General features: G+C 37.9%; 23 protein-coding genes. 19 read left to right on the plus strand and 4 right to left on the minus strand.

Annotated features, from left to right (window positions below; genetic code table 11):
- Positions 1–4 precede the first annotated feature (4 nt).
- Positions 5–1,066, plus strand: a complete 1,062-nt coding sequence (gene rsgA, locus LG307_RS08185; protein WP_404449643.1) for a ribosome small subunit-dependent GTPase A — start codon at positions 5–7, stop codon at positions 1,064–1,066.
- A 93-nt stretch (positions 1,067–1,159) separates the two neighbouring features.
- Here rsgA and LG307_RS08190 read toward each other — a convergent pair whose 3' ends face one another.
- Positions 1,160–1,948, minus strand: a complete 789-nt coding sequence (locus LG307_RS08190; RefSeq protein WP_404449645.1) for an alpha/beta fold hydrolase — start codon at positions 1,946–1,948, stop codon at positions 1,160–1,162.
- Positions 1,949–2,245: 297 nt separating this feature from the next.
- On the opposite strand from LG307_RS08190, the gene LG307_RS08195 reads away from it, so the two are divergent.
- The 6 genes from LG307_RS08195 (at position 2,246) to LG307_RS08220 (ending at position 6,422) form a co-directional block, all read left to right on the plus strand.
- Entirely contained in the window at positions 2,246–3,235 is a 990-nt protein-coding gene (locus tag LG307_RS08195; protein WP_404449647.1) for a S66 peptidase family protein, read from the plus strand.
- A 58-nt stretch (positions 3,236–3,293) separates the two neighbouring features.
- On the plus strand, positions 3,294–3,584 hold the full coding sequence (locus tag LG307_RS08200; protein ID WP_404449649.1) for a hypothetical protein: 291 nt from the start codon (positions 3,294–3,296) through the stop codon (positions 3,582–3,584).
- A gap of 68 nt (positions 3,585–3,652) precedes the next feature.
- Complete coding sequence (locus LG307_RS08205) at positions 3,653–4,366, plus strand: TIGR02206 family membrane protein (RefSeq protein WP_404450417.1); 714 nt, start codon at positions 3,653–3,655, stop codon at positions 4,364–4,366.
- A 622-nt stretch (positions 4,367–4,988) separates the two neighbouring features.
- Positions 4,989–5,198: a hypothetical protein gene (locus LG307_RS08210; RefSeq protein ID WP_404449651.1), complete on the plus strand. Its 210-nt coding sequence runs from the start codon at positions 4,989–4,991 to the stop codon at positions 5,196–5,198.
- Positions 5,199–5,345: 147 nt separating this feature from the next.
- The gene (locus LG307_RS08215; RefSeq protein WP_404449653.1) at positions 5,346–5,672 is read left to right on the plus strand and encodes a cyclic-phosphate processing receiver domain-containing protein; all 327 of its coding nucleotides are present in this window, start codon (positions 5,346–5,348) and stop codon (positions 5,670–5,672) included.
- Between the two features lie 222 nt (positions 5,673–5,894).
- A complete protein-coding gene (locus LG307_RS08220) occupies positions 5,895–6,422 on the plus strand; it encodes a mismatch-specific DNA-glycosylase (RefSeq protein WP_404449655.1) in 528 nt (175 codons plus the stop codon).
- Positions 6,423–6,470: 48 nt separating this feature from the next.
- Here LG307_RS08220 and LG307_RS08225 read toward each other — a convergent pair whose 3' ends face one another.
- The 3 genes from LG307_RS08225 to LG307_RS08235 all read right to left on the minus strand — a co-directional run bounded on the left by LG307_RS08225 (position 6,471) and on the right by LG307_RS08235 (position 8,758).
- Positions 6,471–6,728: a hypothetical protein gene (locus tag LG307_RS08225; RefSeq protein WP_404449657.1), complete on the minus strand. Its 258-nt coding sequence runs from the start codon at positions 6,726–6,728 to the stop codon at positions 6,471–6,473.
- 163 nt (positions 6,729–6,891) lie between these two features.
- Positions 6,892–7,737, minus strand: a complete 846-nt coding sequence (locus LG307_RS08230; protein ID WP_404449659.1) for an STAS domain-containing protein — start codon at positions 7,735–7,737, stop codon at positions 6,892–6,894.
- Positions 7,738–7,795: 58 nt separating this feature from the next.
- The gene (locus LG307_RS08235; RefSeq protein ID WP_404449661.1) at positions 7,796–8,758 is read right to left on the minus strand and encodes a D-2-hydroxyacid dehydrogenase; all 963 of its coding nucleotides are present in this window, start codon (positions 8,756–8,758) and stop codon (positions 7,796–7,798) included.
- A 268-nt stretch (positions 8,759–9,026) separates the two neighbouring features.
- Here LG307_RS08235 and LG307_RS08240 point away from each other — a divergent pair, with 268 nt between their 5' ends.
- From LG307_RS08240 to essA, 12 genes are all read left to right on the plus strand, one after another.
- Positions 9,027–9,794 carry a 3-hydroxyacyl-CoA dehydrogenase gene (locus LG307_RS08240; RefSeq protein WP_404449663.1) on the plus strand — a complete coding sequence of 256 codons (768 nt, stop codon included), beginning with the start codon at positions 9,027–9,029 and terminating at the stop codon, positions 9,792–9,794.
- 466 nt (positions 9,795–10,260) lie between these two features.
- Positions 10,261–10,926 carry a hypothetical protein gene (locus LG307_RS08245; protein ID WP_404449665.1) on the plus strand — a complete coding sequence of 222 codons (666 nt, stop codon included), beginning with the start codon at positions 10,261–10,263 and terminating at the stop codon, positions 10,924–10,926.
- Positions 10,927–11,151: 225 nt separating this feature from the next.
- Positions 11,152–11,562 carry a hypothetical protein gene (locus LG307_RS08250; RefSeq protein WP_404449667.1) on the plus strand — a complete coding sequence of 137 codons (411 nt, stop codon included), beginning with the start codon at positions 11,152–11,154 and terminating at the stop codon, positions 11,560–11,562.
- A gap of 881 nt (positions 11,563–12,443) precedes the next feature.
- Positions 12,444–13,097, plus strand: a complete 654-nt coding sequence (locus LG307_RS08255) for a hypothetical protein (protein ID WP_404449669.1) — start codon at positions 12,444–12,446, stop codon at positions 13,095–13,097.
- A gap of 5 nt (positions 13,098–13,102) precedes the next feature.
- Entirely contained in the window at positions 13,103–15,136 is a 2,034-nt protein-coding gene (locus tag LG307_RS08260; protein WP_404449671.1) for a DUF6792 domain-containing protein, read from the plus strand.
- A gap of 5 nt (positions 15,137–15,141) precedes the next feature.
- Positions 15,142–15,480, plus strand: a complete 339-nt coding sequence (locus LG307_RS08265; protein ID WP_404449673.1) for a hypothetical protein — start codon at positions 15,142–15,144, stop codon at positions 15,478–15,480.
- 192 nt (positions 15,481–15,672) lie between these two features.
- Positions 15,673–15,966 carry a WXG100 family type VII secretion target gene (locus LG307_RS08270; RefSeq protein WP_010192515.1) on the plus strand — a complete coding sequence of 98 codons (294 nt, stop codon included), beginning with the start codon at positions 15,673–15,675 and terminating at the stop codon, positions 15,964–15,966.
- Positions 15,967–16,072: 106 nt separating this feature from the next.
- The gene (locus LG307_RS08275) at positions 16,073–16,312 is read left to right on the plus strand and encodes an EsaB/YukD family protein (RefSeq protein ID WP_404449675.1); all 240 of its coding nucleotides are present in this window, start codon (positions 16,073–16,075) and stop codon (positions 16,310–16,312) included.
- A 14-nt stretch (positions 16,313–16,326) separates the two neighbouring features.
- Complete coding sequence (gene essB / locus LG307_RS08280) at positions 16,327–17,532, plus strand: type VII secretion protein EssB (RefSeq protein ID WP_404449677.1); 1,206 nt, start codon at positions 16,327–16,329, stop codon at positions 17,530–17,532.
- Between the two features lie 25 nt (positions 17,533–17,557).
- Positions 17,558–21,979 (plus strand): type VII secretion protein EssC, encoded by a 4,422-nt coding sequence (gene essC, locus LG307_RS08285; RefSeq protein ID WP_404449679.1) that lies wholly within the window; start codon positions 17,558–17,560, stop codon positions 21,977–21,979.
- The gene (esaA, locus tag LG307_RS08290; protein WP_404449681.1) at positions 21,976–24,834 is read left to right on the plus strand and encodes a type VII secretion protein EsaA; all 2,859 of its coding nucleotides are present in this window, start codon (positions 21,976–21,978) and stop codon (positions 24,832–24,834) included. Before essC ends, esaA begins: the two co-directional genes overlap by 4 nt.
- Entirely contained in the window at positions 24,824–25,306 is a 483-nt protein-coding gene (gene essA / locus LG307_RS08295; protein ID WP_404449683.1) for a type VII secretion protein EssA, read from the plus strand. Before esaA ends, essA begins: the two co-directional genes overlap by 11 nt.
- Positions 25,307–25,311: the final 5 nt, after the last annotated feature.

The raw sequence follows: 25,311 nt of genomic DNA on the forward strand, positions 1-25,311 counted from the left end.
CACATTGAAAAGAAATCAATTAGGTTGGAATGAATTTTTAAATAATGCTTTTGTTGAATATGAAGAGCAAGGTTATACAGTAGGCAGAGTGATGCTTGAACATAAGAGATTGTACAGAGTAGAAACAGACTTGAGTGAGTGCCTTGCGGAAGTATCAGGAAAATACCGTTTTGAAGCTGCGACTCGTGAGGATTACCCGGCTGTTGGGGATTGGGTCGTCTTAAGCGAGCGTCACGAGGAAGGAAAAGCAACCATTCATGCAATGTTACCGAGATTTAGCAAATTCTCTCGGAAAGCGGCTGGTTTGACAACTGAAGAACAAATTGTGGCAGCAAATGTAGATACGGTTTTTCTTGTGCAGTCCTTAAATTATGACTTCAATCCAAGGAGATTGGAAAGATATTTAGTAATGGCGTGGGAAAGTGGGGCAAATCCGGTCGTTGTTTTGACGAAGTCGGATTTGTGTGACGACGTGTTAGATAAAGTTGCGGAGGTAGAAGCAGTTGCTTTCGGTGTTCCCATTCATGCGATAAGTGTGAAGGAAGAGACGGGCTTAGAGGAACTGGCATCATATTTTCCAGAGGGAAAAACAGTGGCATTACTTGGTTCATCAGGAGCGGGGAAATCCACGTTGACGAATTATCTTCTTGGTGAAGAGAAGCAACTTATTCAAGAAGTTCGTACTGATGACGACAAAGGAAAGCATACGACAACATATCGAGAGTTATATATGCTGCCTACCGGTGGTCTTGTATTGGATACTCCTGGTATGAGGGAGCTTCAATTATGGGAAGCGGACGGCGCGATCAGTCATAGTTTCCAAGATATCGAAGAGCTGGCAGAGCAGTGTTTTTTCCGGGATTGTAAGCATGCTAATGAACCTAAGTGTGCCGTTCAAGGTGCGATCGAAGAAGGTGCGTTGGAAGCTGCAAGATACCAAAGCTATGTTAAATTGCAACGGGAACTTGCATTCTTGGAAAGAAAAAATGATAAACGGGCTCAACTTGCAGAAAAAGAGAAGTGGAAGAAAGTCACCTCGGGAGTACGCGGCGGGAAGAAGAAATAAGGGAGAGAAACCACAAGGTGCGAGTAAGATGCCTTGTGGTTTTTTGCATAAAAAAACTATAAAAAACTAGAAGGTCCTTGACCTCCTAGTTTTTTATGCAGTGATTCTTATCTTATCCACGCGCTTCATAAACGAGACGGCAAGATCATTAAATTTATCACTTTCTTCTATATTACAAACATGCCCACATTTCTTAATGACTTCTAAAGTGGAATTCTCTTCTTGTTTTACATAGTCTCTCGTGTTACTTAAAAACATGTGATCTTCTGAACCTGAAATATAAAGCTTTGGTATTTTGTTCTTCATGGCTTTTAATCGATCATAAGTGGTGTAACCGTTCAGCCCAGAAAGGACCCAACCTAAATAGGTTTCTTTGGAAAGTTTATAGGCCTCTTTAATAAAAGCTTTTCTTGAATCTGAGTGATTCTTCTTTGGTAGTAGTACCCGTGCAAAGATACGATAAGGTACCATATGTGGCAGTATTTTTCTCAGAGGATAGAATACGGACAGTCGACAAAGAAACTCGCCCCATTTTTTCAGTTTTGGAGTTGCTCCGCCAAGTACCATGGATTTAATGACAGAAGGCTTACGAAGCGCAATTTCCTGCATGATAATGGTTCCAAGTGAGATGCCAACAAAGTGAGCGGATTCAATTTTTAGTTTGTTCATAATGCCAAGCGTCTGTTCAGAGGAATACTCAAATAGATCTACGCCACTCGGGTACGGAGACTTTCCGTGACCAGGCAGATCTAATAAAAGAATATTATATTCAGCGCGGAAAGCTTTCAGCTGCTTATAAAAAATGGAAGAGTTCCCCCCAAACCCATGAAACAGCACAATCCACTCTTTCGATGAAGAATGAGTAAGCGTTTTATAATACATAATAGTCCTCACTTAATTTGCATATTTCAAATCAACAATCAATACCCAAAAACCCAAATAAAAAAACTTGTAATAACAAGTATACACATACAACACCGTGTTTCTCAACCTGCAAATTCTTACTATTTTGTGAAGAATGAAAAAAGGGGTCTGACCCCTTTTATTCATTTTTTGCATAAATATTCTTATTCTAGTAAAGCTTTAGTTTTTATTGTGTTTTTCTGGAAAGTTGTAGAAGTTTTTTGGGTTTGTTTGGTAGAATAGTAGGTAAATTGGTTTTTGATGGAGGTTGGGGTAATGATAGTACCAGAAAAGCTAAAAAATGGGGATGAAGTAAGGATTATTGCACCGTCCACTTCTCATTCCATCCTGTCAAAGGAAAATATTGAGTTGTCGACACATAGACTAGAACAATTGGGACTTAAAGTGACATTCGGTAATTATATTAATGAATCTAACAGTTTAATAACATCATCTATTGAATCTCGAATTAAGGATCTCCATGACGCATTCAAAGATAATAATGTAAAGGCAATACTAACTTCAATCGGAGGATATCAGGCAAATCAGCTATTATCCTATATTGATTACGATTTGATAAGAAACAATCCAAAAATCTTTTGTGGGTACTCCGATATTACAGCATTAGGGAATGCGATTTATGCCAAAACTGGGTTAGTCACCTACTCGGGAATACATTTTTCTTCATTTGGTATGGTGAAGGGCTTCGAATATTCTCTAGAATACTTTAAAAAGATGTTTCTTGAAGATGATGAGGTGTCCTCCATTGAAATAGAACCTTCTACAGAATGGAGTAACGACGCGTGGTATATGGATCAAGAAAATCGAAAGTTTTATCCTAATGAAGGTTATCTTGTAATTAATGAAGGAGAGTGTGAAGGAACGGCTATAGGTGGAAACCTTTGCACATTGAATCTTTTGCAAGGCACGGAATTTATGCCAAGTCTGGAAGAGACAATTCTTTTTCTTGAAGATGATAAATTAACATGCCCAAAAACGTTTGATCGTGATCTGCAATCCCTTATCCACCAAACAGGATTTAATGGTGTGAAAGGAATCTTGATAGGCCGTTTTGAAAAAGTGTCCCAAGTTTCAAATGAGCTGATTCAAACGATTATTCACACGAAAAAAGAGCTCTCCCATATTCCAATTGTGGCGAACGTAGACTTTGGCCATACAAGTCCGATGTTCACTTTCCCGATAGGAGGGAAAGTGAATCTTCGAGTAAAACAAAATGAAGTGAAAGTCACATTGCATAGGAAATAACTGAAACTTCATCAAAAGATATACGTAATCTAAACATCAGAAAAAGGAGGCGATTTCCATGGACTTATGGTTAGCGGTCACCATTATTGCATGTGCTTATTTTTTGTTCGAGGCAATCAAAGGATTTTCACCAAATGTCAACAGTAGAAATCCTATAGATGTAATGTTTGATGAGGAAGAAAAGTTTATAGTGAAAGAGCAGGACTTGCATTCTTATATCAGTTTAACGAAAGAAGAGACGAGAGCACTCCTATATCAATACCCTGAAATACCGAAACTTGATATTAGCGGTAGAAACTATTATTCGCCTGAACAAGTAAAAGGCTGGATCAAGAAGCAGATTTCATAGCCTGATAGGTAGTCCCTGAAGGAGGTCCTGAGCAAATGTTTAGTTCTTATACTGATCCGGAAGCTTATATGGAAGGATCACTTCTTTTTTCGTCTTCCCACTTAATAAGCTTATGCCTAACTTTAGCTCTCCTTCTTTTTCTGTTTCTCTTAAGGAATAAAGCCTGGATGAAGTTGAGCGGAAGATGGTTGATCATCCTGGGGCTGGGGGGCTCGGAGATATGGCTGAACTATTGGTATATTTCCACCAACATGTGGGATATCCGTTACACCTTACCATTCCAGTTGTGTTCCATCAGTTTATATCTTTGTATATGGATGCTTGTGACGAGACAAAAATGGGTGTTTGAAGTGGTGTACTTTCTGGGTATAGGTGGTGCGCTACAGGCATTGTTAACTCCGGAGTTGTTTTATGACTTTCCACATTTTCGATTCTTGCATTTTTTCATTGCACACATAACCATCATTCTGGCTGTGTTTTATATGATTTGGGTTGAAAAGTTTCAGGTGAAGTTCAAGTCAGTTTGGAAAGCATTTGCTGCTTTGAATGTTACTGCTTTAGCGGTGTTTATGGTGAACCGGTTGACGGGTGGGAATTATATGTTCCTCGCCAAGAAGCCTACCAATGCAAGTCTCATCGACTTTTTGGGACCTTACCCTTGGTATATTCTTTCGCTTGAATTAGTTGTATTAGCTATCTTTATGTTGTTATATACGCCGTTCTATATTAAAGAAAAGTTAAAATCGAATAAGAATGAAAAAGCGGGGGATCGCTCCTATTAGACAGTTCCCGTGCATATTGAGGTAGATCGGTCGAATAGAGTGGTTCTATTAGACAAGCCCTGTGCTTGTTGAGGAAGATCGGTCGGATAGAGTGGTTCTATTAGACAAACCCTGTGATTGTTGAGGAAGATCGGTCTAATAGAACCCTCCTAATAGAGATTCTTACTTGCTAGGGAGAGCCTTGAGGTTAATAGAAAACTTCATTTCCTAACATTATTGTTAATCCGGCCTGAATATATTAATTCCTACACAACCAACAAAACCGCCCCCAATAAAACTTGGGAGCGGTTCTTTTAGTATTTCCTGATCGTTTTCATTACATATTTATATACGCCAAAAAAGATTAAAGAAAATACAACAACAATTAATATATCAATAAGAATTCCCACTTAAGCAATACCCTCCAACCAAAATCCTTTTACACCAATTCTATCCACATTTCCTTCAAGTTGCAATCCATTATGTTTACAGGAGGGTTAATTGAAATTTGTAATAGTCCTGTCACATTCCCGTTTTTCGTCATACTATGTAGAAAAACGAAGGGAAGATACAGATGGGAAGTGTAAAAAGGTTTTTACTGATGTACGCAGCAATTTTGGGTTTATTTTATGGGGTGTTTTCAGTGTTAACCTATAATAGCATACAAATCAAAGTAGAAAAACTTGAAATATTGGAGGAACAATACCTAGAAAAAGAGCTCCAGGGAGATGTACCTTACGCATTTAAACAACAATACACCAAGGAATATCAAGAATATGACCGACTTCAAAATAGGCTTCAGTCTTTTTGGATGAAATGGGTATTCGACTTTCCTGAGTTCAAAAAGCCTTAAGAATTTAAAATGGTACATTATTCCTATATTTCCTCTGTGAAGCCTGCTATGAAAGAGTTTAGGGGTAAGGCTTGTAAGCATCTAGGAAAAAATTAGTAACGGATGTATGTTACACTATAGCTAAGTCGAATATTTGGAGGTGTCATCTTGAAAATCAATGTATTTCTAGATGATAGTCGAACTTGTCCTGATGGGTATATACTCGCAGAAGACATAGACCAATGCCTCACCTTGTTAGAGAGCCATTCAATTGGACATCTCTCTTTGGACCATGACTTGTTGAATAAACATCGAAATGGTCTGCTTCTCGTTCATAAGATGGTGGAGAACGAGCTGTATGCAGATAGAATTACTATTCATTCTGCAAACTCGGTTGGCAGTAAAGCAATGTATCGATATCTCAAACAAGCGCAAGATGATATGAAAATGCCGCCTAACATAAAAGTACTATTAAGACCACTTCCGCTTTTTTAAGCGTTCCCCTGCATCTTCGTTATGTTCATCTCAAAATACCGCAAAAGGGTTCGTACTTCTTCTAACAAATCGGATCTTTCAACTAGAGTAATATATTTTCCGGATGATGGATGAGAATTATCCGCTTTAATAAATGATTTTAGAAAGGACTAGGCGGGAAGTTTCCGCTTGGTCTTTTTGATTATTGTTGTTAAAATGAAAAATAAAAAAGAGGTGAGGGACATGGAGGCGATTCATGACCATATCGAGCATGAATTAGATATTCTGTTTGTCGGTTTTAATCCAAGTATCCGTTCAGGTGAAACTGGTCACCACTATGCAAACCCCACTAACAGATTTTGGACCATTCTTTATGAATCGGGTATTACTCCCAGGAAATATGCACCAACTGAGGACTTTAAGCTGGTAGAACTTAAATATGGTTTGACCAACATCGTTTCAAAGCCAACAGTTGGGGCTGTAGATATAACCAAGAAGGAATATCAAAAAGGCAGAGTGGAATTAAAAGAAAAGATACAACACTTTCAACCTAAAATTGTCTGCTTTGTTGGGAAAGGAGTTTATCAAGAATACAGTGGTGTGAAAAAGGTAAATTGGGGAAGACAAACAGAATCGATGGTAGTGGGAACAATAGATTTTGTTGCTCCATCTTCAAGTGGTTTAGTAAGGATGAAAATAGAGGAGATTATAGACATCTACCGGAACCTTAATGAATTAAAAATTAGTATAGTTGGCCAAAGGATAAATTAGAAAACACTTGCTCCATTACAGAGCGAAGTGTTTTCTAACTTAAATTACTTACTTTGGAATAACAGACTGATTTGTCTGTTCAATGGACCTTAATGCATTTCTTATTTCCAGCATATTTTCAATTTGGAGTGTAAGGGTGTGTTTGATTAACGTATTCTTCTCTTGTTGACCATCCTTTAAGTTGGTAACATCTCTTTTAAGATGGGTGTAAGTTTGTTTCAAAGCCTCTTGCTCTTTCATAATCATTAATTGAGCTGCTTTTATTTCTTGTAATTCTACTAAAATTTCATTTAGTACTTTCTCCATCTCTTCACTCCTTTACTAAGAAGGTATATCTTCATATTTATTCATATACCCTGAATACTTAGATATATATATAGTTTAAATACTCTTTCTGGAATGACTTTAAACACTTTATGGCGAACTTGAAGGATTTACAAAAAGAAGTAATAAAAAAACCCGGCTTCTGTTAAGAGCGGGTATTAGGTAGAGAAGGCAGTGTAAGTGCACCTGCCAATGTAGGCTTAATAGAAATATTGTTAAAAGATATCCCAAGTTGCACGGTTGTTTGTGCGATTTCTGGTCTGATCCCTGATAGCGTTGTCTTTACTCCAATCAGATTCAGCGCTTTTAAAAGATTAAAAATTTGGTCAGCAACAAGTGTATCAATAATAACAACACCAGAAAGGTCGATATATAAGTGATTAATCCCTTTTTCACCGCATTGTTGCAAGGTGTTCTCGAGAATGAATCTTGCCCTGCTTGTATCAATATCACCAACTAAAGGCAAGAGAGCTCGGTTATTATCAAGGGCAATGACTGGAGAACTTAACTCTTTAATCATGTCCTGCTGAGCTTGCAGTCGTTCTTCAGAATACTTTTGATTTTCTTCAACGAATTTAAGCACCACATTATCAAATGCTTTCGTTATCATGTGATTCCATAACAACTGTTGCTCTTGTTCCTCTTGGTACAGAGTTACAAACTCGTCAATGAAATTCAAATACTGCCCACGAACTCTAAAGAATTCTTGCAAGATATGGTGAATTGGCGTTTCTAGATGCTGTTCATCCTGTGCAATAGATAAGATCCACTCTTCAAAGTCTTTGAAGAATTTTTCTTCTTCCTCTATAAAAATTTTGCATAGTTGAAGATGAAAATCAAAATTCTGTTTCTTTAAAGTGGCGACCACCTCAGGATTTGTGGATGCATAAACACCTTTTGAATTTACTTTATCCAAAGACTCGTACCATTCCTCGGTGAGTACCTTGGCTTTTTCTAATAAGAATGTATGTAATTTATTATTTCGATGCATGTTTAGTCCCCCTAACTCATATCGTGTTTACCCCTAAATTCAGGGAGTTAAACTTATATTAATATCCTTTTTGATAATCAACCAAATTTTTTAAGTTTTTTTCCCCATTTATATAGTGTTTCAGGTTTGGTACGAAAATATCCTCTATCACACGTTTTGTGTAATGCTCTGTCGATCCTGAAGTATGAGGGGTTATAATGACATTTTCCATACCCCATAAAGGGCTATTTTCTTCTAAGGGTTCTTTTGTAAAAACATCCAGACCGGCACCAGCAATCACGTTTTCTTGTAAGGCTTGTACTAACTCATTCTCTACGATTACTTCCCCGCGTCCTATATTAATGAGGAAAGCGGACTTTTTCATACTATTAAATTCCTCTACACCGAACATTCTCTCCGTTTCTTCAGTCAAAGGAAGTGTAATTACCACATAGTCGCATTTTGGCAAAACTTCATGCAGCCTGTCAGGTGTGAACATCTCATCAACATTGTCAGTAGGTTTTCCTGAATGTCGGACTCCCATAACATTCATTCGGAAAGCTTTAGCTATTCTGGCTGTTTCTTTTCCAATCTCACCTACTCCAATAATACCAATAATCTTTCCGTGAATTTCAAGATTCATCTGTGCATGATGCCACTTTTTCTGCTGCTGTTGCTTCACATATGTATGTATCTTCCTGGTCAAACCAAGCATGAGAGCAAAAATCGTCTCAGAAATTGGATAGGCATGAACACCGTTCGCACTAGTTAACACAATACCTTTCTCAGAGAGTGTTGATAACGGCATGCTGTTGACACCTGCACTCCAAGATTGAATCCAACGAAGATTGGAATCTTCGACCAATGATAGCTTCTCCAGATCCTTTTTCCAGCCAACTACAATTTCAGCCTCTTTTGCATACGGCTCCCATATTTCTTTGTCTTTTCCTACTATAACTTCAAAGTCTGGAGCAAGTTCTTTTATTTGTTGAGTATAGGCTTCTGCTATGTTCTGAGTAATGAGCATAAGTCGCTTAGACATTTGTATGTTCTCCTTCAATTGTGATCTTATATTTAGTTTAACAGATAATAGATAGTTATTAGAAATTTAAAGGCTGTGTTACTTTAGGGAGTATAAAATATTGAATAATAAGCTTTTAGCCCCCCATTTGCTAAAATACTATATTCCCCATTCCAGTTATCGCACAGTTTGTACAGATTTCATACACTTTTTAATATAAACGCTATCAACTGTACTGGCACACTTTTTGCATAACTTTAAACAATACATAAAAAGGAGGAGTTTTACTTTGAACATTCAAAACTGTGTAGCCCTTGTGACAGGGGGAGCATCTGGACTAGGGGAGGCAACCGTTAGAAAGATAGTATCTAGAGGGGGAAAAGCAGTAGTTGCAGATCTTTCAGAAAATCGAGGTGAAATTCTAAAGCAAGAGCTAGGGGATTCCATTTTATTTGTTAAGACAGATGTTACAAAGGAAGAGGATGTTTACAACGCCTTAAATAATGGCATACAAACTTTCGGGTACATAAATACGGTGGTGAATTGTGCTGGAATTGGAGTGGCGCAAAAAGTATTGAATCGGAAGGGGACTCATTCCCTTGCTGACTTTTCAAAAGTCATATCAATTAATCTAATAGGTTCATTTAATGTAATTCGGCTGGCAGCTGAACGTATGAAAGATAATGAACCGAACGCAGAAGGTGAACGGGGAGTCATTGTTAATACAGCCTCTGTTGCAGCATTTGACGGTCAGATCGGCCAGGCAGCCTACTCAGCCTCCAAAGGTGGAATAGTCGGGATGACCTTGCCGATTGCCAGGGAATTAGCTTCATTCGGAGTCCGAGTTATGACCATTGCTCCTGGGCTCTTTCACACCCCAATGTTTGATTCCTTACCAGCAGAAGCGAGGGATTCCCTTGGTAAGATGGTGCCATTTCCATCTCGGTTGGGTTATCCTGAAGAATATGCCCAGCTGGTTCAAAGTATCATAGAAAATCCGATGTTGAATGGTGATACCATACGCCTGGATGGAGCAATTAGGATGCAGCCGAAATAAAAGTATTAATAGTAAGAGATTAAAGCGGGTTTCATTAATCGATGAGGTCCGTTTTTTTTGCGTTCAAATAGACTTTAGAAAAACTCCTAAGATCTCTCAAGTCCTTATGGCATTGAAGTAGAAGTCAAACGGTAAGAGAGATGGTCTCTTAAGACTCGAAGAAGTGAAATGTAGGGTTACACGGTAGGAGAGATACTGTCTCAAGACCCGAAGCAGTGGAATGTAAGGTGAAACGGTAGGAGAAGACCCGAAGCAGTAGAAAGTAAGGTGAAACGGTAGGAGAGATGCTCTCGTAGTTCATGTATTACTAAAGTAAGATTTAATTTTTTGTGAAAAAGTTTATTATTATAAAGTTATGTGAAATTCCTGTTATTTCAAATATATTCTATAAAAAGGGATTATCTGTTTATTGCATAGGGAATGGTTTGGTTCTATAGAAACTTAAAGTGTGCTTGGGGGAAGATTTTTGAGAATAGAAATGATTTTAGTGATATTTGCTGCCCTAATGCTTTCGAGCTGTGGGAATTATTATAATGAAGAAAATGAAAATTTAGATGCTCAAGGAAATAATCAAAAAACGTTAGCATTGGATGATGAATTTACTAAGGATTTTATTGCCTCAGATCAAGAAGTTGTAGAAGGATACTATCTCTTTAAGTCCCATACGGACGGTTATACAGTTCACTTTCCTATAAATGCTTCAATGGACAAAGCTGTATATGAGAGAGTTGGAAATCAATTCGAATCAGTAGGGTTTGTAGAAAATGACGAAATACAAAATCTATCATTCATCTACAACATTTATTACGATGACCAACCAAGAGCAAACGACATTGAATTTAAACTGGATATGTTTGATACTTATATAGATTATAAGGGAGATTTTAAGGATTATATACGAAATAGAATTACATATTATTACGCAGAAGATAAATTCGAATTCGAAGGAAAAGAGAGTTCTTTATACTTTTCCTATATCAAACCTCCCTTAGAAAACAAAGGCATTCAGTTCATTGGCAGTGTTCTTTGTATTGATTATGAAAAACCTTGTAAACAAGATAGTAAAGAAGCCAAAGAAAAAGTCTTAAATATTATGCACTCTATTGATGTTAAATCTAGAATTGTTAATTGATTCCAGCACTGCCCAGGGGGAATGATTATGAAGCATATGATGGTTATAGGGATATTAGGCTCAGTTCTACTATTAAGTGGCTGTGAAATGGGCCGAGATCATAGTGGCAGCGGGGTTCCGCAACCTATAGCATTAAGTGATTAATTCACTAAGGATTTTATTGTCTCTGATCAACAAGTTGAAAAGGGATTCTACCGATTCAAATCTATTACAGAAGGGTACACATTGTTGTTTCCTGAATCTGCCAAAGTAGAGAAAGGTTCCTATGAGAGGAATCTGGACGTGTTTGAGTCCGTTGGTATTTTAGAGGAGAATGATTCAACAAATCTTTCATTTTATTATAAAGTGGATTACCATAATCAGCCGAGGGCAAACGACATTGATTCAAATTTGCGAATTTTATCCACATATACCAACTATGAAGGGGAATACGAAGAAATAGTGATAGATGGCATCACCTTCTACTATGCCGAACATGTTTTAGATTATAAGGGTAGGATATTGTATCAATACTTTGCTTATATAAAACCGGAAAATTCAGCAGTAGGTGCTGGCTTTGTAGGAGATGTAACAGGTTATGATCCAGATAAGCCCTGCTCTGCGGATAGTGCAAAAAATAAAGAGAGGATCCTATAAATAATGCACTCTCTTAAATTCGTTGAAACGGAAAATATGTGACTGATGAATGGAGGAAACCAAGAAAGAAAGATTGTTTCTAGTAAGTATTAGCTTATTAATATTCTTAACAGGGTGTGCAATGGAAAATAAACAAGAAAAACCGAATACAGTGACCCTTCAAAATGAGCTCACCTAAGGATTTCTAGAATCATCTGAAGAGGTTAAAAAAGTACACTATCTTTTTAAATCTCAAACAAATGGCTATACCGTAACAGAAAATATATTTGAGTATAAAGGAAAAAAGAGCTACAGGTATTTTGCATATATTAAGCCAAACGTTAAAAATAAAGGAATTAGTTTCATTGGTAGAATTACATTTATAGATTATGAAATAACCTGTGACCAAGACAGTGAGAAAAGACAAGGGAAAGGTATGGAGTATAATGCACTCTTTTAATTTCAAAAACGATAAATAAATTATGTACCTTAATGAACTTTATTCTGTCTAAACCCCTGTTGTAAAAAGATAGTAAAAATGATTCAAAAGACCCGATTGTTTAAGTGTTATATTAAATTCTACTAATTTTAATAAATAAATGTGCATTAATAAACAAATAATCATTCTAATGGACTATGAAACTCTTACATGATTAATTCCTAGTTAGTGCCTAACTAACAGACAAAATTCGACAAGTGTTTCAGTCAAATTGACTACATTTAATTCACGTGGTAATTATTATATAGCCATAAAAAAAGTAATATTAATTCATTGTTGAATTATAAATCATTTTCTACAGATTTTTTATTAAAAAGGGATTATTTGTATAACGTATAGGGAAAAAGTCTTTTAGAAAATACATATTATGCCACGTTGATGGCGTTGCCTAGGGGGAAGGGCTATGAAGAAATCAATGCTTCTAGGATTAATAAGTACGGTACTTTTGTTAGGAGGTTGCGGGATGAAACTGGATACTGATGGGAGTCAAGGTGTAAAAGGAGAGCCAAACTCAGTTGCATTCAATGATGAGTTTACTAAAGATTTTCTGGAATCATCTGATGAAGTAGTAAAAGGACACTATCTCTTTAAATCTCAGACAGAAGGTTATACAGTGCACTTTCCTATAAATGCTTCTATGGACAAAGCAGTTTATGAGAGAGCTGGTAATGAGTTTGAATCGGTAGGATTTGTAGAAAACGACGAAAAAGAAAACCTATCTTTCTATTACAACATCAACTACGATGATCAACCCAGAGCAAACGATATAGAGTTTAAATTAGATATGTTTGATACTTATATAAACTATAAAGGGAATTTTGAAGAGTACACTAAAGGCACTACTACTTATTATTATGCTGAGAATATTTTCGAACACGAAGGTAAGAAAAGTTATAGATATTTTGCATACATAAAACCCGATATAGAAGATAAGGGCATAAATTTTATAGGAAGAGTGACATGTATTGACTATGATAAACTTTGTTCACAAGAAAGCAACGAAGCTAAAGAAAAAGTTTTAAATATCTTGCATTCAATTGATTTTAAATCAAGGTGAGCTATATGGATAAGACAGAAGTTCTACATTCAAAAATATTAAAAGCAAGAATTGCGGAATTGGAATACAAGGATTTAACTATTGAGAATATCAGAAGAATTTATATTGAGGAAACAGGGAAAGAACCACCAGGGCAAATAACTTTGTATCACTCAGATGACCTACCTAAGTCAGTTGAAGAATATGATTCTGGTTTTGATGGTACTGTTATTCACTTTATGGATTTAGATACAGGTCTAAATGAATCCTACACTATTACCAGAGGTAGCGAAATGGGTGAAGATAATGGTAAAGGGCCCCATAGTGATTGGTTTTATAATCTTTTTGGGATATTTGGAGGAAAGGTACAAAATCAATATCAAGATGCGAGACATTTTGAAAAGTATGTAAATAAAGAGATAAATAATGTTGTAGCAAATGAACTAGACTATTTAAAAAAACAAGGAAAAGATATTGATATTGAACTGACCAAATATGGCATAGGCCACTCTCTTGGCGGTAATCTAATTCAAATGCTGCAAATTACGGATGAGCCCTTTGAGAATGTATTAGCTATAAATGACGCGCCTCCTAGTATGTATCAACTTGCAATGCTCGACATTGACTTTCAAGAATCTATTTACCTTGAATACAATATAAGCAGTAGAAACTTTGATGATATCTACCAGCTAGATCCCATTAAACTAAAAGAATTCGCAGAAGAATACTACCAAGCTCAAGGCCAGAGTATTCATCATTTAACAATAAAAGAAGAAATTTTATACTCTGTCATAGGGTTCAGAGGGTTTTTAGATCTTGGTTCCCGTGAAGTTCTAACTACCTACCCACACACAGACGGTATCGCCAAATACATGAATAGAGTCTCAGACGAAAACCTTTACATCATCCAACAATTCATTGCAAAACATGCCCCAGCCTACGAAAAAGCAGGTATCGACGGCCTAAACAAAAGCATGTTCGGGTTCGACCAGGAATTCTTCACTCTCATTAGTGATATGAAACAGGATTGGAAAAAAATCTTTGAACCTCCGAAGTGGAAGGGTGGAGCTATTCCAATGACTATTGGTGTTATTGGATTTGGAAGCTTTACAGTGGATATGCCGTTTGCGTATCCAGTTAAAGAATTTCCAAGTGGGTTCTTTTCTAGACAACAGGAATTTGTCTCTCGGGCTTTGGAAATCAGAGCTAAACTGCAAGATTTAACAGAAGTTCTTCCTTCCTTACTTGCCTTGGTCGGGGAGATCAGTGAGGACCTGTTGAAGCTGATTCAGGTTCATGTAGAGGAAATGCTTGGTAGCATACAGCGTATGATAGAGGCAATTGGCAGTGCTGCTTTAGACATTGGGAAGAATCTGGTTAAAGGGTCCTTTACTAATAACTTGTCCCAACATGAGAATATCTTGACGGTAATTGATCTTGCAATAACGATCGAACAGGAAAGCAATAATATCCAAAACAGTTACCAAGCAATCATTGACGAAACGAAAGGCTTTGTTGGCGAGTTTGGAGATGCTTCACATGCTCACGGAATGGAGCATGTTGTAAACTCCCTGAATCAAGTAGAAGGTCGTCGCTATGAAGGATCCGATATGATTCGTTATAAAAACGCTACAGATGGCAGGACCATTGAGGTCAACCTATCTTCTGCAGTGAGGATTTATCAGCTTGGTCTAGATAAATGCATGGAAAAGGAAGAGGCACTCACTGCCTGGAGGAGACTGTATTACACAGAGTACGTTGACGATCTGGAATTCAGAAAGCAGCGGGTGATGAATGCCATTCACCAGATGGAAGCAAATCCGAGAAATTACAGTCATCTGCTCCCGGTTTCAAGTAGCGATGTGAAAGTTACCAAGATTCATGTTCACGAGTTTATCAGACCGCTTGATCCTATGTTTCAGGATTCTTTTGAAGGAATATATCACTACCTTCGGGAGGAAATTGAAAAAAGTAAGGCTATGATCAGCCGTGTCCGACAGTCCATAGAAGAGCTATTTGAGGAAGATCAAAGTATATCGAAATTATTTGAATTACGGTAAAGGGGGTGGTAGGGATAGGACAGTATAAAACTTCGTATGCTTTTGCGCCATATGAAGATTTACGATTTAAATATCTTATTTTTAATGCAGAACTAGGAAAAGTCCGAGAGATCAGTGATGAATTAGCAAGGATTATTAACGCAGAACTCGACTTGAGTAAAGGTAAAGTTATTGAACAATCATTATTGCAATTTAATAAGAATCACCGGCTGTTTACAATTATCACCAATGACCAGTCAAGGCTGATGGCAACCCTTTCCAACAAATACCATGAACATGTCGATGAGATGAATAGGCAAGAATTGACAATTTTCTATGAAGAGGTTAATGAAACCGTTAGTTGATTTAGTCGAAATACCTAGAAAAATATCAATCTGTGAAAAAAATACTATATTTTGAGGTTTCATATTCTGAAAATACGGGTAGTAGTGGGTATATATTACTCATTTTCCTAAAATTCCTACTTCGGAATTGACCTCTTAGTTGTGTATTTTTTACAATAAAAGTAACTTACTAAAGAAATGGAGAGATGTAAAATGTCAGGAATTATTCGCGTTACCCCTGCAGAGTTAGTTGGAATGTCCACTCGTTACAGAAGTGAAAGCAGCCAGGTTGGAGATCAAATCAACCGTTTAGACAACATGATTCGCGAGCTTGAAAGTGTATGGGAAGGTGAATCAAGCCGTGCATTCAGCGACCAATACCAATCTTTAAAGCCTTCTATCATCCAAATGCAACAATTACTTGAGGATATCTCCGTTCAGCTTAGCAACACTGCTAGAGCACTTGAAGATGCCGATACTCAAATTGCAAGCCAGATTCGCGGGTAATTTGTTCTTAAAGAAATAGCTCCCTCCTATAGGGCAGCCAAAAAGAAAGAAGGAGCGCCATTCTTTAACAGTCGAATGCGTTCCTTCTTTTATGAGGTGAAAAACAGTGTACATAGAAATAACAATTGATCTGAAAAACTATCAAAAAGATTCGTTTGACCTTCGACTCTCCAATTATCATACGGTAAAAAAAGTGGTCGACATTGTTTGGCAAGCAGTCTCCCCCGGATCACCTCCAAGGGAAGGGGAATGGGTAAGGATTGTGAATAAAAATCTGATACTATCGGGTCCAGAGAAACTAGTGGATCATGGTATAACTTCCGGAGACCGTCTGGAAATTTTATAAAGGAGCAATCTATCATGGCAGATCTAAGTCAAAGTCAAAGTCGAACATATCTGGAAGAAGAAATTGGGGCAGTGCTCACCAGAGAAGGTGAAACGATAAAGCTCGTCTTTCAAAAAGAGAAAGTTAAATTGGAAGATGCTGCTGAAATTCGGATGCTCCAAGAATTAAATCCAGCCATACATAAAAAAATTAAAGAAACAGAAGACGAGTTGACACTCATCTATCATCCCTCTCCAGCCTTTTCATCTTTCGCAAAAATGAAGAAGAAGGATGAAAAAAGCAGATGGATATTTGCCTCTCAATTAATTAAGAGTGTTAGGAATCACTCTCTTTCAAGACTACATCTTCTAATTTGTCCCGAAAATATGGTAGTAGATGAAAGTTTGACGCCATATTTTCTTCACTATGGTGTTATGGAAAGTCTACCACCCTATGAAAAAGAGACAGAAAAGCTATGGCATGAAACGAAAGCGGTCATTGCCGCTGCCATTGACGGAAAATACACCTTCAAAGAATATCTCAAACTATATCAAACATTAGAGTTATCATCTACTGCCAAATCCATTATGAACGCCAAGGATGAAGAGGAGCTGTTAACCTTCATTCGCAATGGGATAAAAGCGTTGGAAGAGAAAGAAAAACAATTTATCCGCATTCCTGAAAAGCGATGGAAGATTACCAAATTTGTCACGATCGGGCTATCGGTTCTTTTGATACCGGCGCTCGTATTAGCGATTTATTCCTTTTTGTTTATTCAACCCAAACAGGCGGCATATGTACAAAGTTCTGAACACTTTCTGAAAAATGAATACAGTCAGGTAGTCACTACTTTAAATGGTTATCAAGCCCAAGAGATGCCAAGAGTGGTGCAATATAAGTTGGCGACCTCCTATATCATCAACGAATCTTTAAATGAAGACCAGAAGGATGCCCTGCAAAACCGGATAACCCTGCAATCCGATCCACAGTACTATCAGTATTGGATACATATCGGCCGGGGAGAAGCACAAGAGGCACTGGATATAGCAAGGTCTTTGGAAGATTCGGAGATTATTCTTTATGCTTTGCTGAAATATAAGGAACAAATCAGAGCGCAGGAAGACCTCTCTGGGGAAGAGAAACAAAATCAACTTAAAGAAGTTCAAGATGAGATTGATGAATATGCAGAAGCAATCGAAGCTTTGGATGAAAACCAAGAAGAGCAAGATGATACAAATTAACTGTTTAAGGAAATGAGGTGAGTGTATGAATAATTTCTGGTTGTTCTATCAAGACAACTACCAGAAGATATCTATAGAGACTGGATCTATTACTGTAAGCCCGGAGGTAGAGGACCAACTTACGGTCCGTAATTTCCCTTTTACGGATGGTTCTTTGCTTGTCGATATCCAGAATGACAAATTTTCAGTTAAACACCAGACTGGAATAATAGGAAGTGGAACATACACTAAACCCTTTGAATGGAAAGATAAAGGAAAAGAACTAAAGATGGTGCTTACTCCAAGCCCTGTTCATTCCGAAACCTATTATTTAGGAAGCAGAGAGCAAGTGGTGTTTTCTAATAATGATGGGCAAACAATTACGTTCACTAGAAACTTTTCGGAAAAATGGGTTTTGACTACTTCTAGTAGCAGCTGTTACATGAATGGTCACAAAATTCAAGACGGCTCCATCCTGGAAGTAGGTGATTTGCTGTTATGGTCCTTTATGGAGATACGAATGGTGGAAGAGGATATCTTGGAGGTTGCAAGTCATACTGAGTATGAAACAGACCTCCCTGACATAAAGCGACCACAGTCTGAAATGCAAAAGAAGTATCCAAGCTATCGCAGAACGCCGCGGATGGTCTATGAGCTTCCCGATGATAAGGTCTCTCTGCAATTTCCTACACAGGAATCGGATGACAATAATAAGGGACTGTGGCTGATTATCATGCCCCCTCTCATTATGTTGATTGTCATGGGAGTGGTAGCGCTTGTTGCTCCAAGGGGAATATTCATCATTATCTCCATGGTTATGTTTATGACCACACTCATTACGTCAACGGTTCAATTTTTTAAAGAAAAAGCAAATCGTAAAAGACGTGAAGAGCGACGAAGAAGAGTTTATACCCTTTACCTTGAAAATAAGCGACGAGAGCTTCAAGATTTAGCAGATAAACAGACAAATGTACTTACGTTTCATTTTCCTTCATTTGAGCGGATGAAATATCTCACAGGGCAAATTTCCGACCGGATTTGGGAAAGATCATTGGAAAGCCATGATTTTTTACAATTCCGCTTAGGGCGTGGTAAAGTTCCCTCCAGTTATGAGATTTCCATTAATTCCGGGGATATGGCCAATAGGGAGATTGATGATCTCCTAGAACAATCCCAGCACATGGAAAAAATATATCGAGAGATCGATAATGTTCCTGTTGTTGCAGACTTATCCAAAGGCGCAATCGGATTAATCGGGAAAGAATCCGTCATGAAAAACGAAATACATCAGATTATCGGTCAGCTATCCTTTTTCCATAGCTATCACGATCTTCGATTTGTATTTATTTTTAATGAAAAAGAATATGAACAATGGGAATGGGTGAAATGGCTTCCGCATTTTCAAATACCACAATCCTTCGCAAAGGGTCTCATTTATAATGACCAGACAAGGGATCAGTTGCTTTCTTCCATTTATGAAATGCTTAGAGAAAGAGATTTAATGGAAGAAAAAGAGAAGGTATCTTTTTCACCTCATATCGTCTTTATTATTACAGAGCAGCAGTTGATAGCTGATCATGTCATTCTTGAATATCTCGAAGGAGATCACAAGGACCTTGGCATTTCAGTCATTTTCGCTGCGGATTCCAAAGAAAGTTTGTCCGATAATATAGAAACCCTTGTGAGGTATATCAATACCCAAGAGGGAGACATTCTAATCCAGGACAAAAAAGCAGTTTCCACACCCTTTAGCTTGGATTCGCATAGAAGAGAAGGAAATGAGGTCTTCTCAAGAATGCTTAGGACCCTTGATCATCAGGTGGGTATGACAAATTCCATCCCAAACAGCATTTCCTTCTTGGAAATGATGAGAGTAAAAGAAGTAGGGATGCTTCCGATACAAGAAAACTGGCTTACACGAGAATCATCTAAATCTCTGGCAGTCCCAATAGGGTTAAAAGGTAAAGAAGACATTTCCGTTCTGAACTTACATGAAAAAGCACATGGACCGCATGGTCTTTTGGCAGGAACAACAGGATCTGGGAAAAGTGAATTTTTGCAGACTTATATTCTGTCACTTGCTATACACTATCACCCGCATGAAGTAGCTTTTCTGCTAATTGACTATAAAGGCGGAGGAATGGCCCAGCCGTTTGAAAAAATGCCTCATTTGCTCGGAGTAATTACTAATATTGAAGGAAGTAAGAACTTCAGTGCAAGGGCGCTTGCTTCGATCAAAAGCGAATTGAAAAGGCGTCAGCGACTTTTTGACCAATATAAAGTAAACCATATCAATGCATACACAGACCTTTATAAGCAAAGTAAAGCGGAAGAACCTTTGCCCCACTTATTCCTTATTTCCGATGAGTTTGCAGAATTGAAAGCGGAAGAACCGGAGTTCATCCGCGAGTTGGTCAGTGCAGCACGTATAGGAAGAAGCTTAGGCGTTCATCTTATCCTTGCGACCCAAAAGCCAGGCGGAGTCATTGACGAACAAATCTGGAGTAACGCCCGCTTTAAAGTGGCATTAAAAGTGCAAGATGCAGATGACAGCAGAGAGATTTTGAAAAATGGAGATGCAGCTTCCATTACTGTCACAGGCCGGGGGTATCTGCAGGTAGGGAATAATGAAGTATATGAACTATTCCAATCCGCTTGGAGTGGAGCACCATATCTTGAGGACACATCGGAATCAGAAGATGAGGTAGCTTTTGTCACGGACCTCGGGCTTGTCCCATTGTCAGATGTTTCGACATCCAAGAAGAAAAAGAAAAGTGCACAAACGGAGATTGGAGCAGTGGTGGAAGAAATCCATTCGGTTCAACAACATATGGGCATCAGACAACTTAATAGCCCATGGCTTCCTCCTTTAGAAGGTAGACTTTCACGCAAGAGGTATAATGCAGAGGAACAAGGATTCATTCCACTCGCGTTGATGGATGAGCCTGAAAAACAATCGCAAACGGTTTATGAATATGAACTAATGGAAGATGGCAATATCGGGATATTCGGTTCATCCGGATATGGTAAGTCCCATACCATCCTAATGCTGTTGTTAAGCATGGCAGAAAAGTATACGCCAGAAGAGTTGCACTATTATATCTTTGATTTTGGTAATGGAACCTTGCTGCCAATGCGTCAGCTTCCACATACGGCAGATTTCTTCTTGATGGATGAGGAACGTAAGATTGAGAAGTTCATGCGTATCTTGAAGGATGAAATGGCTAGACGTAAAAACCTTTTCCAACAGCAAGAAGTGAGTTCCATAAAAATGTTCAATACTCTGAGTGAAGAGAAATTACCTATCCTCTTTATGACGATCGATAATTTTGATCTTATCAAAGAGGAAATGCAAGATCTTGAAATGCAAATCAACCAGTTTGTCCGTGATGGTCAGTCACTGGGGATCTATATGATATTTACGGCCACAAGGGTCAACTCCATCCGACAATCGTTGATGAACAACTTGAAAACGAAAATTGTTCACTATCTGATGGATAATAGTGAAGCCTTCACTATTATAGGGAGAGTTCCGTATAATCCTGAACCAATTCCAGGTAGAGCGATTATAAAGAAAGATGAAGCGGTTTTCTCGCAAGTCTTCTTGCCTGGTGAAGGGAAAGATGATTTTGAAATACTAGATTCCATTCGAAGTGATATCGCATCTATTAAAGAAAAGTATCGTGAGTACAAGGAACCGCAAGCTGTTCCGATGCTCCCTTCCGATCTTAATGTCATCAATTTTGCGAAATATACAGAAGCCAAGCTTAAAAGAGGTCTTGTTCCTATTGGACTGGATGAAGAATATGTCCAACCTGTATTTATCAATTTCGAAAAATATAAGCATTGCATGATTGTTGGACAAGCTCAAAAAGGCAAAACAAATGTCATGAAAGTGATATTGAATACAACCCTTAGTCAGGGTGCTGAATCTATCGGACTCTTTGACTCCTTTGATAGAAGTCTTTCTAATTACACAGAAGAACATAATGTTACCTATTTAGAAACAAAAGAACAAATTGCAAAATGGGTGGAAGAAGTGGAGCAGAAGTTGTTTGCTAGAGAAAGTGATTATCTTAAAAAGATTCAATTTGGCGACACATCCATGGATTATCCACCAATATTCCTTGTTATAGACGGGTATGCAAGATTTATTCAAACACTTGACCCGATGCTGCAGGACAAGTTTTCAAGGCTGATGAAAAATTATAGCCACCTAGGATTTAACATTGTTGCCTCAGGCAGTAACAATGACCTGTCCAAAGGCTACGATACGCTCACGATGGAAGTAAAGCAGATACGACAGGCATTGGTTCTGATGAAAAAGTCAGAGCAGAATATCTTCACCTTACCATATGAGCGAAATGAAGAGGAAATTCATCCTGGATACGGTTATTACGTAATCAACGGGAAAGAAATGAAAATTCAGATTCCGCTTTGCACAACAGAAAGGAAGGTATTTACATGACGGGAAAAACCACCTATATAATAAAAATGGTGTTGGTTATTCTCCTAATCCTAGTGACGCCTGCAGTTTTCTTTGGATCTGTCGGGGAAAACCCGATGGAAGTCAAAAGGACCGCTTCGAGAGTAATTGCAGTAGTAAATGAAGACACAGGAATGGAAAAGGATGATAAAGCCCTTGAGTTTGGAAAGGAGATTTCCTCCATTTTTGAGGAAAATTCCAGATATGAATGGATGGTAATCGGTAGGAGTGCGGCAGTAAATGGCCTTAAGGATTCCAAGTATGATGCAGTTGTTTATATCCCTTCCAATTTCTCTACAAACATAATGACCTATGAAAGCAATCAGCCGGTTAAGGCGAACTTTGAGTACAATGTTCAAGATCAATTAAATACCATTGATCGAGAGAAAGTTTTACGTGAAATTGAAAAAGCGACGAGCAAAGTAAACAGCAGAATTTCCACTCTTTACTGGACTTATGTTTCACAGGACTTAGAAAACGTTCGAACTCATTTCGATACGATTTTGCAAAAGGAAATAGATTTCCAGAATGCCATGTTAGCATTCTATAAACCAACTTCTTTGAATCTCGCATCCGAAATTGAAAGACAGCGTTCAATGCTTGAAAACCTTCAATCAACTGTTTCAACCGTCAGCCAAGATGCTCCTGGAAGAGCAAACACAGTCCAACAGTTCGAAGAGAACTTAACATCTTTTGTCCAGTTTGTGGAACAATTTAAAGAATATCAAGATAGCCAACAATTGGTGTTACAAGAACTTCAGGATGAGAGCATGGGAAGCATCCAGCTCTTAGCATCGACCCAACCTTCCCGTTATGCACAAGTGCAGGACTATTTGTTTCAAGAAGGCACTGAGATAAATAACGGGCTAGAGTCTATCAATACCAGCATGGAAAGTAACAATTCTGCTCTAACGGAGCTTTCTGAATTAAGAAAGTCTGAAGTTGGCAGGCAGACAGGTGACATGCAAGCATTCTTTGAACAACAAGAACAAATTGCACAGGCTCAAAAAGATGCAGACCTTAAATCTGTGGAAGCATCGATAAAGGAGCTTAAAGAAGAACTGCAAAAAGAAGGGGATAAAGAACCAGGAAAACCGGAAGACCCGAATCCCGCACCAGCATCGACTGCAGTCAAGCCAAAAACCAATAATACAGATGAAAAAATTCCTGCTAACAGAAGCTTTGAAAATGAAATAAAAGAATTAAATGACATTTCAAAAGGCATTAATGAAGTCAAAGCAACCATTGATGGTTTTGAACTGGTCCCAGAAGAAATATTAAATGCTCTAAGCCCTTTAGGTGAGCTATCAAATAGAATAACAAAAGTGGAAGAAAGTCTTAAAGGTGTTGAAGAAGAAGAAAACCCACTATTAAAAATCATCGAGCAACTGGAAGCAGAAAAACAAGCATTAGAAGAAGAAATAGTAGGATATCTTGAACAGATTTCCGAACTAGAGGGTGTCATAGAATCTCTAGAAGGGGATAAAGAATCCTTATCTAATAACCTTCAAACAGTTATTAATGAGATCGAGAAAAAAGAACAAGAAATACTTGATCAAGTCCAAGATGAGGAAAGATTAAGACTAATTGAACCTGTCTTTAATCAAAAAATAAATAATAACAATACGAAAGATTTATTAAACTATCATGCTTCCCTTGTTCAATATGAACAAACTTTAAATAGAGATGTTAATGAAGATGTGGAAGCTCTCCTTAAAGATATTCAAACCATTTTGAATGTGTCTAACCCTGAACAAGAAGGATGGAACAGCATTACAACTGCATTGCCTTCTACGATGGAACAAATGCAGGCCCTTCAAGACAACTTCTCGGTTTTCATGGAAGAGTACCGAGCAAATATCGAAGAGCAGCAAACAGCTATCATGAATGATATTTCTTCCCTAGAAAAGAGTGCTAACAATGTTATGGACCAGGTTCAATTATTTGCAAATAACGAACCGACTCCAACTAATGGGAACGATGGAAATACGGTAGTGACAAGGCAGCAGACCATTAGTCAGGAACTATTGACATTGAATGAATTAGTCACTTCCGTCGGGGAAAGCCAGTCCAACATTGTCTCTTATACAACAGAACTGCAAACAAATGTAGAAAATGTACAAAATGATGCGGATACATTGAATGCTAAATGGGCTGAAAATGTAGACACAACAAGAATGTACCGAGATGATATCTTTAATGTCCTAGGAAATGCTTATGTAGATGGACAGAAAAATGGTCCTGTATACGAGCACCTTTCCAATCCGTTACAAATAAGTGGAGATGCGGCCAGCGGCACAGAGGACAATAGAATTCCTCCAGTGGTTGTACTAGCGATTATACTGATTAGCAGTCTATTAATCGGGTATTTCAGCCACTATTTCAACAATGCGCCGATGCTTGTGCAAGGTTCCATGTTTATTTTATTAAATATCATTGTTGGCTTAATTATCAGCCTTTATGGATTAAATATCTATCCATTAGCTGAAGATCGCGCGATACAATGGTCCATATTCACGATTCTTTTGCTTACTGCTGCCTCAGCGGTGGTGCTTGCAGGATTCAGTATGGGCAAGCTAGTCGGATGGATTGCAAGTGTTGGACTGGTAATTTTCTTCATCAGCCCATTCCTTACATTGACAGCACCGAATATCAATTACGAAGACCCAATGTCACGTGTGTATATGTCCATTCAATATGGCACAAGCTCACTCTTTATGACAGCGGTAATCACTTTGATTGTCATTCTCTTGTTGCTTCTTGTTTTACCGAAAATGGTGAAGCTATTTAAGAGTAGTAACGATAAAAAGAATGAAGATGAAGCATATGAAGGCTAAGTTTGCTTTATTTTTCATAGCGCTTTGCGTTTTGATTGCTTTACTGCCGTTAAATGGAACCGTTACTTCGGCTGATTCTGATATCGAATCTCTCGAACCTAACAGTTATGAGAAAAAGGATTTCAAAGAAAACACAAATTTCCTACGTGAAAATAATCTTAATGAACGCAGGGAATCTGTTCCTGAAGAACAAAAGCTCCTAACTTTTAAGGAACGAGAAAAGAAAGCAGAAGAGGACTTCATCGGGACATTATTTATGACCGGTGAAAAAAAATCCACCACCATTCAAGCTACCTCTCAAGAGTTGAAACTTTTCACAGAAGAAGACAGCTCAAGGTACCAAGCGGTGGTTGCGTCCGAAAGCTCACCAAAAACCAATAGCATCATCATTCTTCTATATGGATTCCTTGCGATAGCATTGATTCTATTGCTAGTAATAATCCTACCAAGAATGGCAAAAGGAAAAGCATAACAATA

This window comes from Sutcliffiella horikoshii (assembly GCF_044809035.1).
Taxonomy (GTDB): Bacteria; Bacillota; Bacilli; order Bacillales; family Bacillaceae_I; genus Sutcliffiella_A; species Sutcliffiella_A horikoshii_G.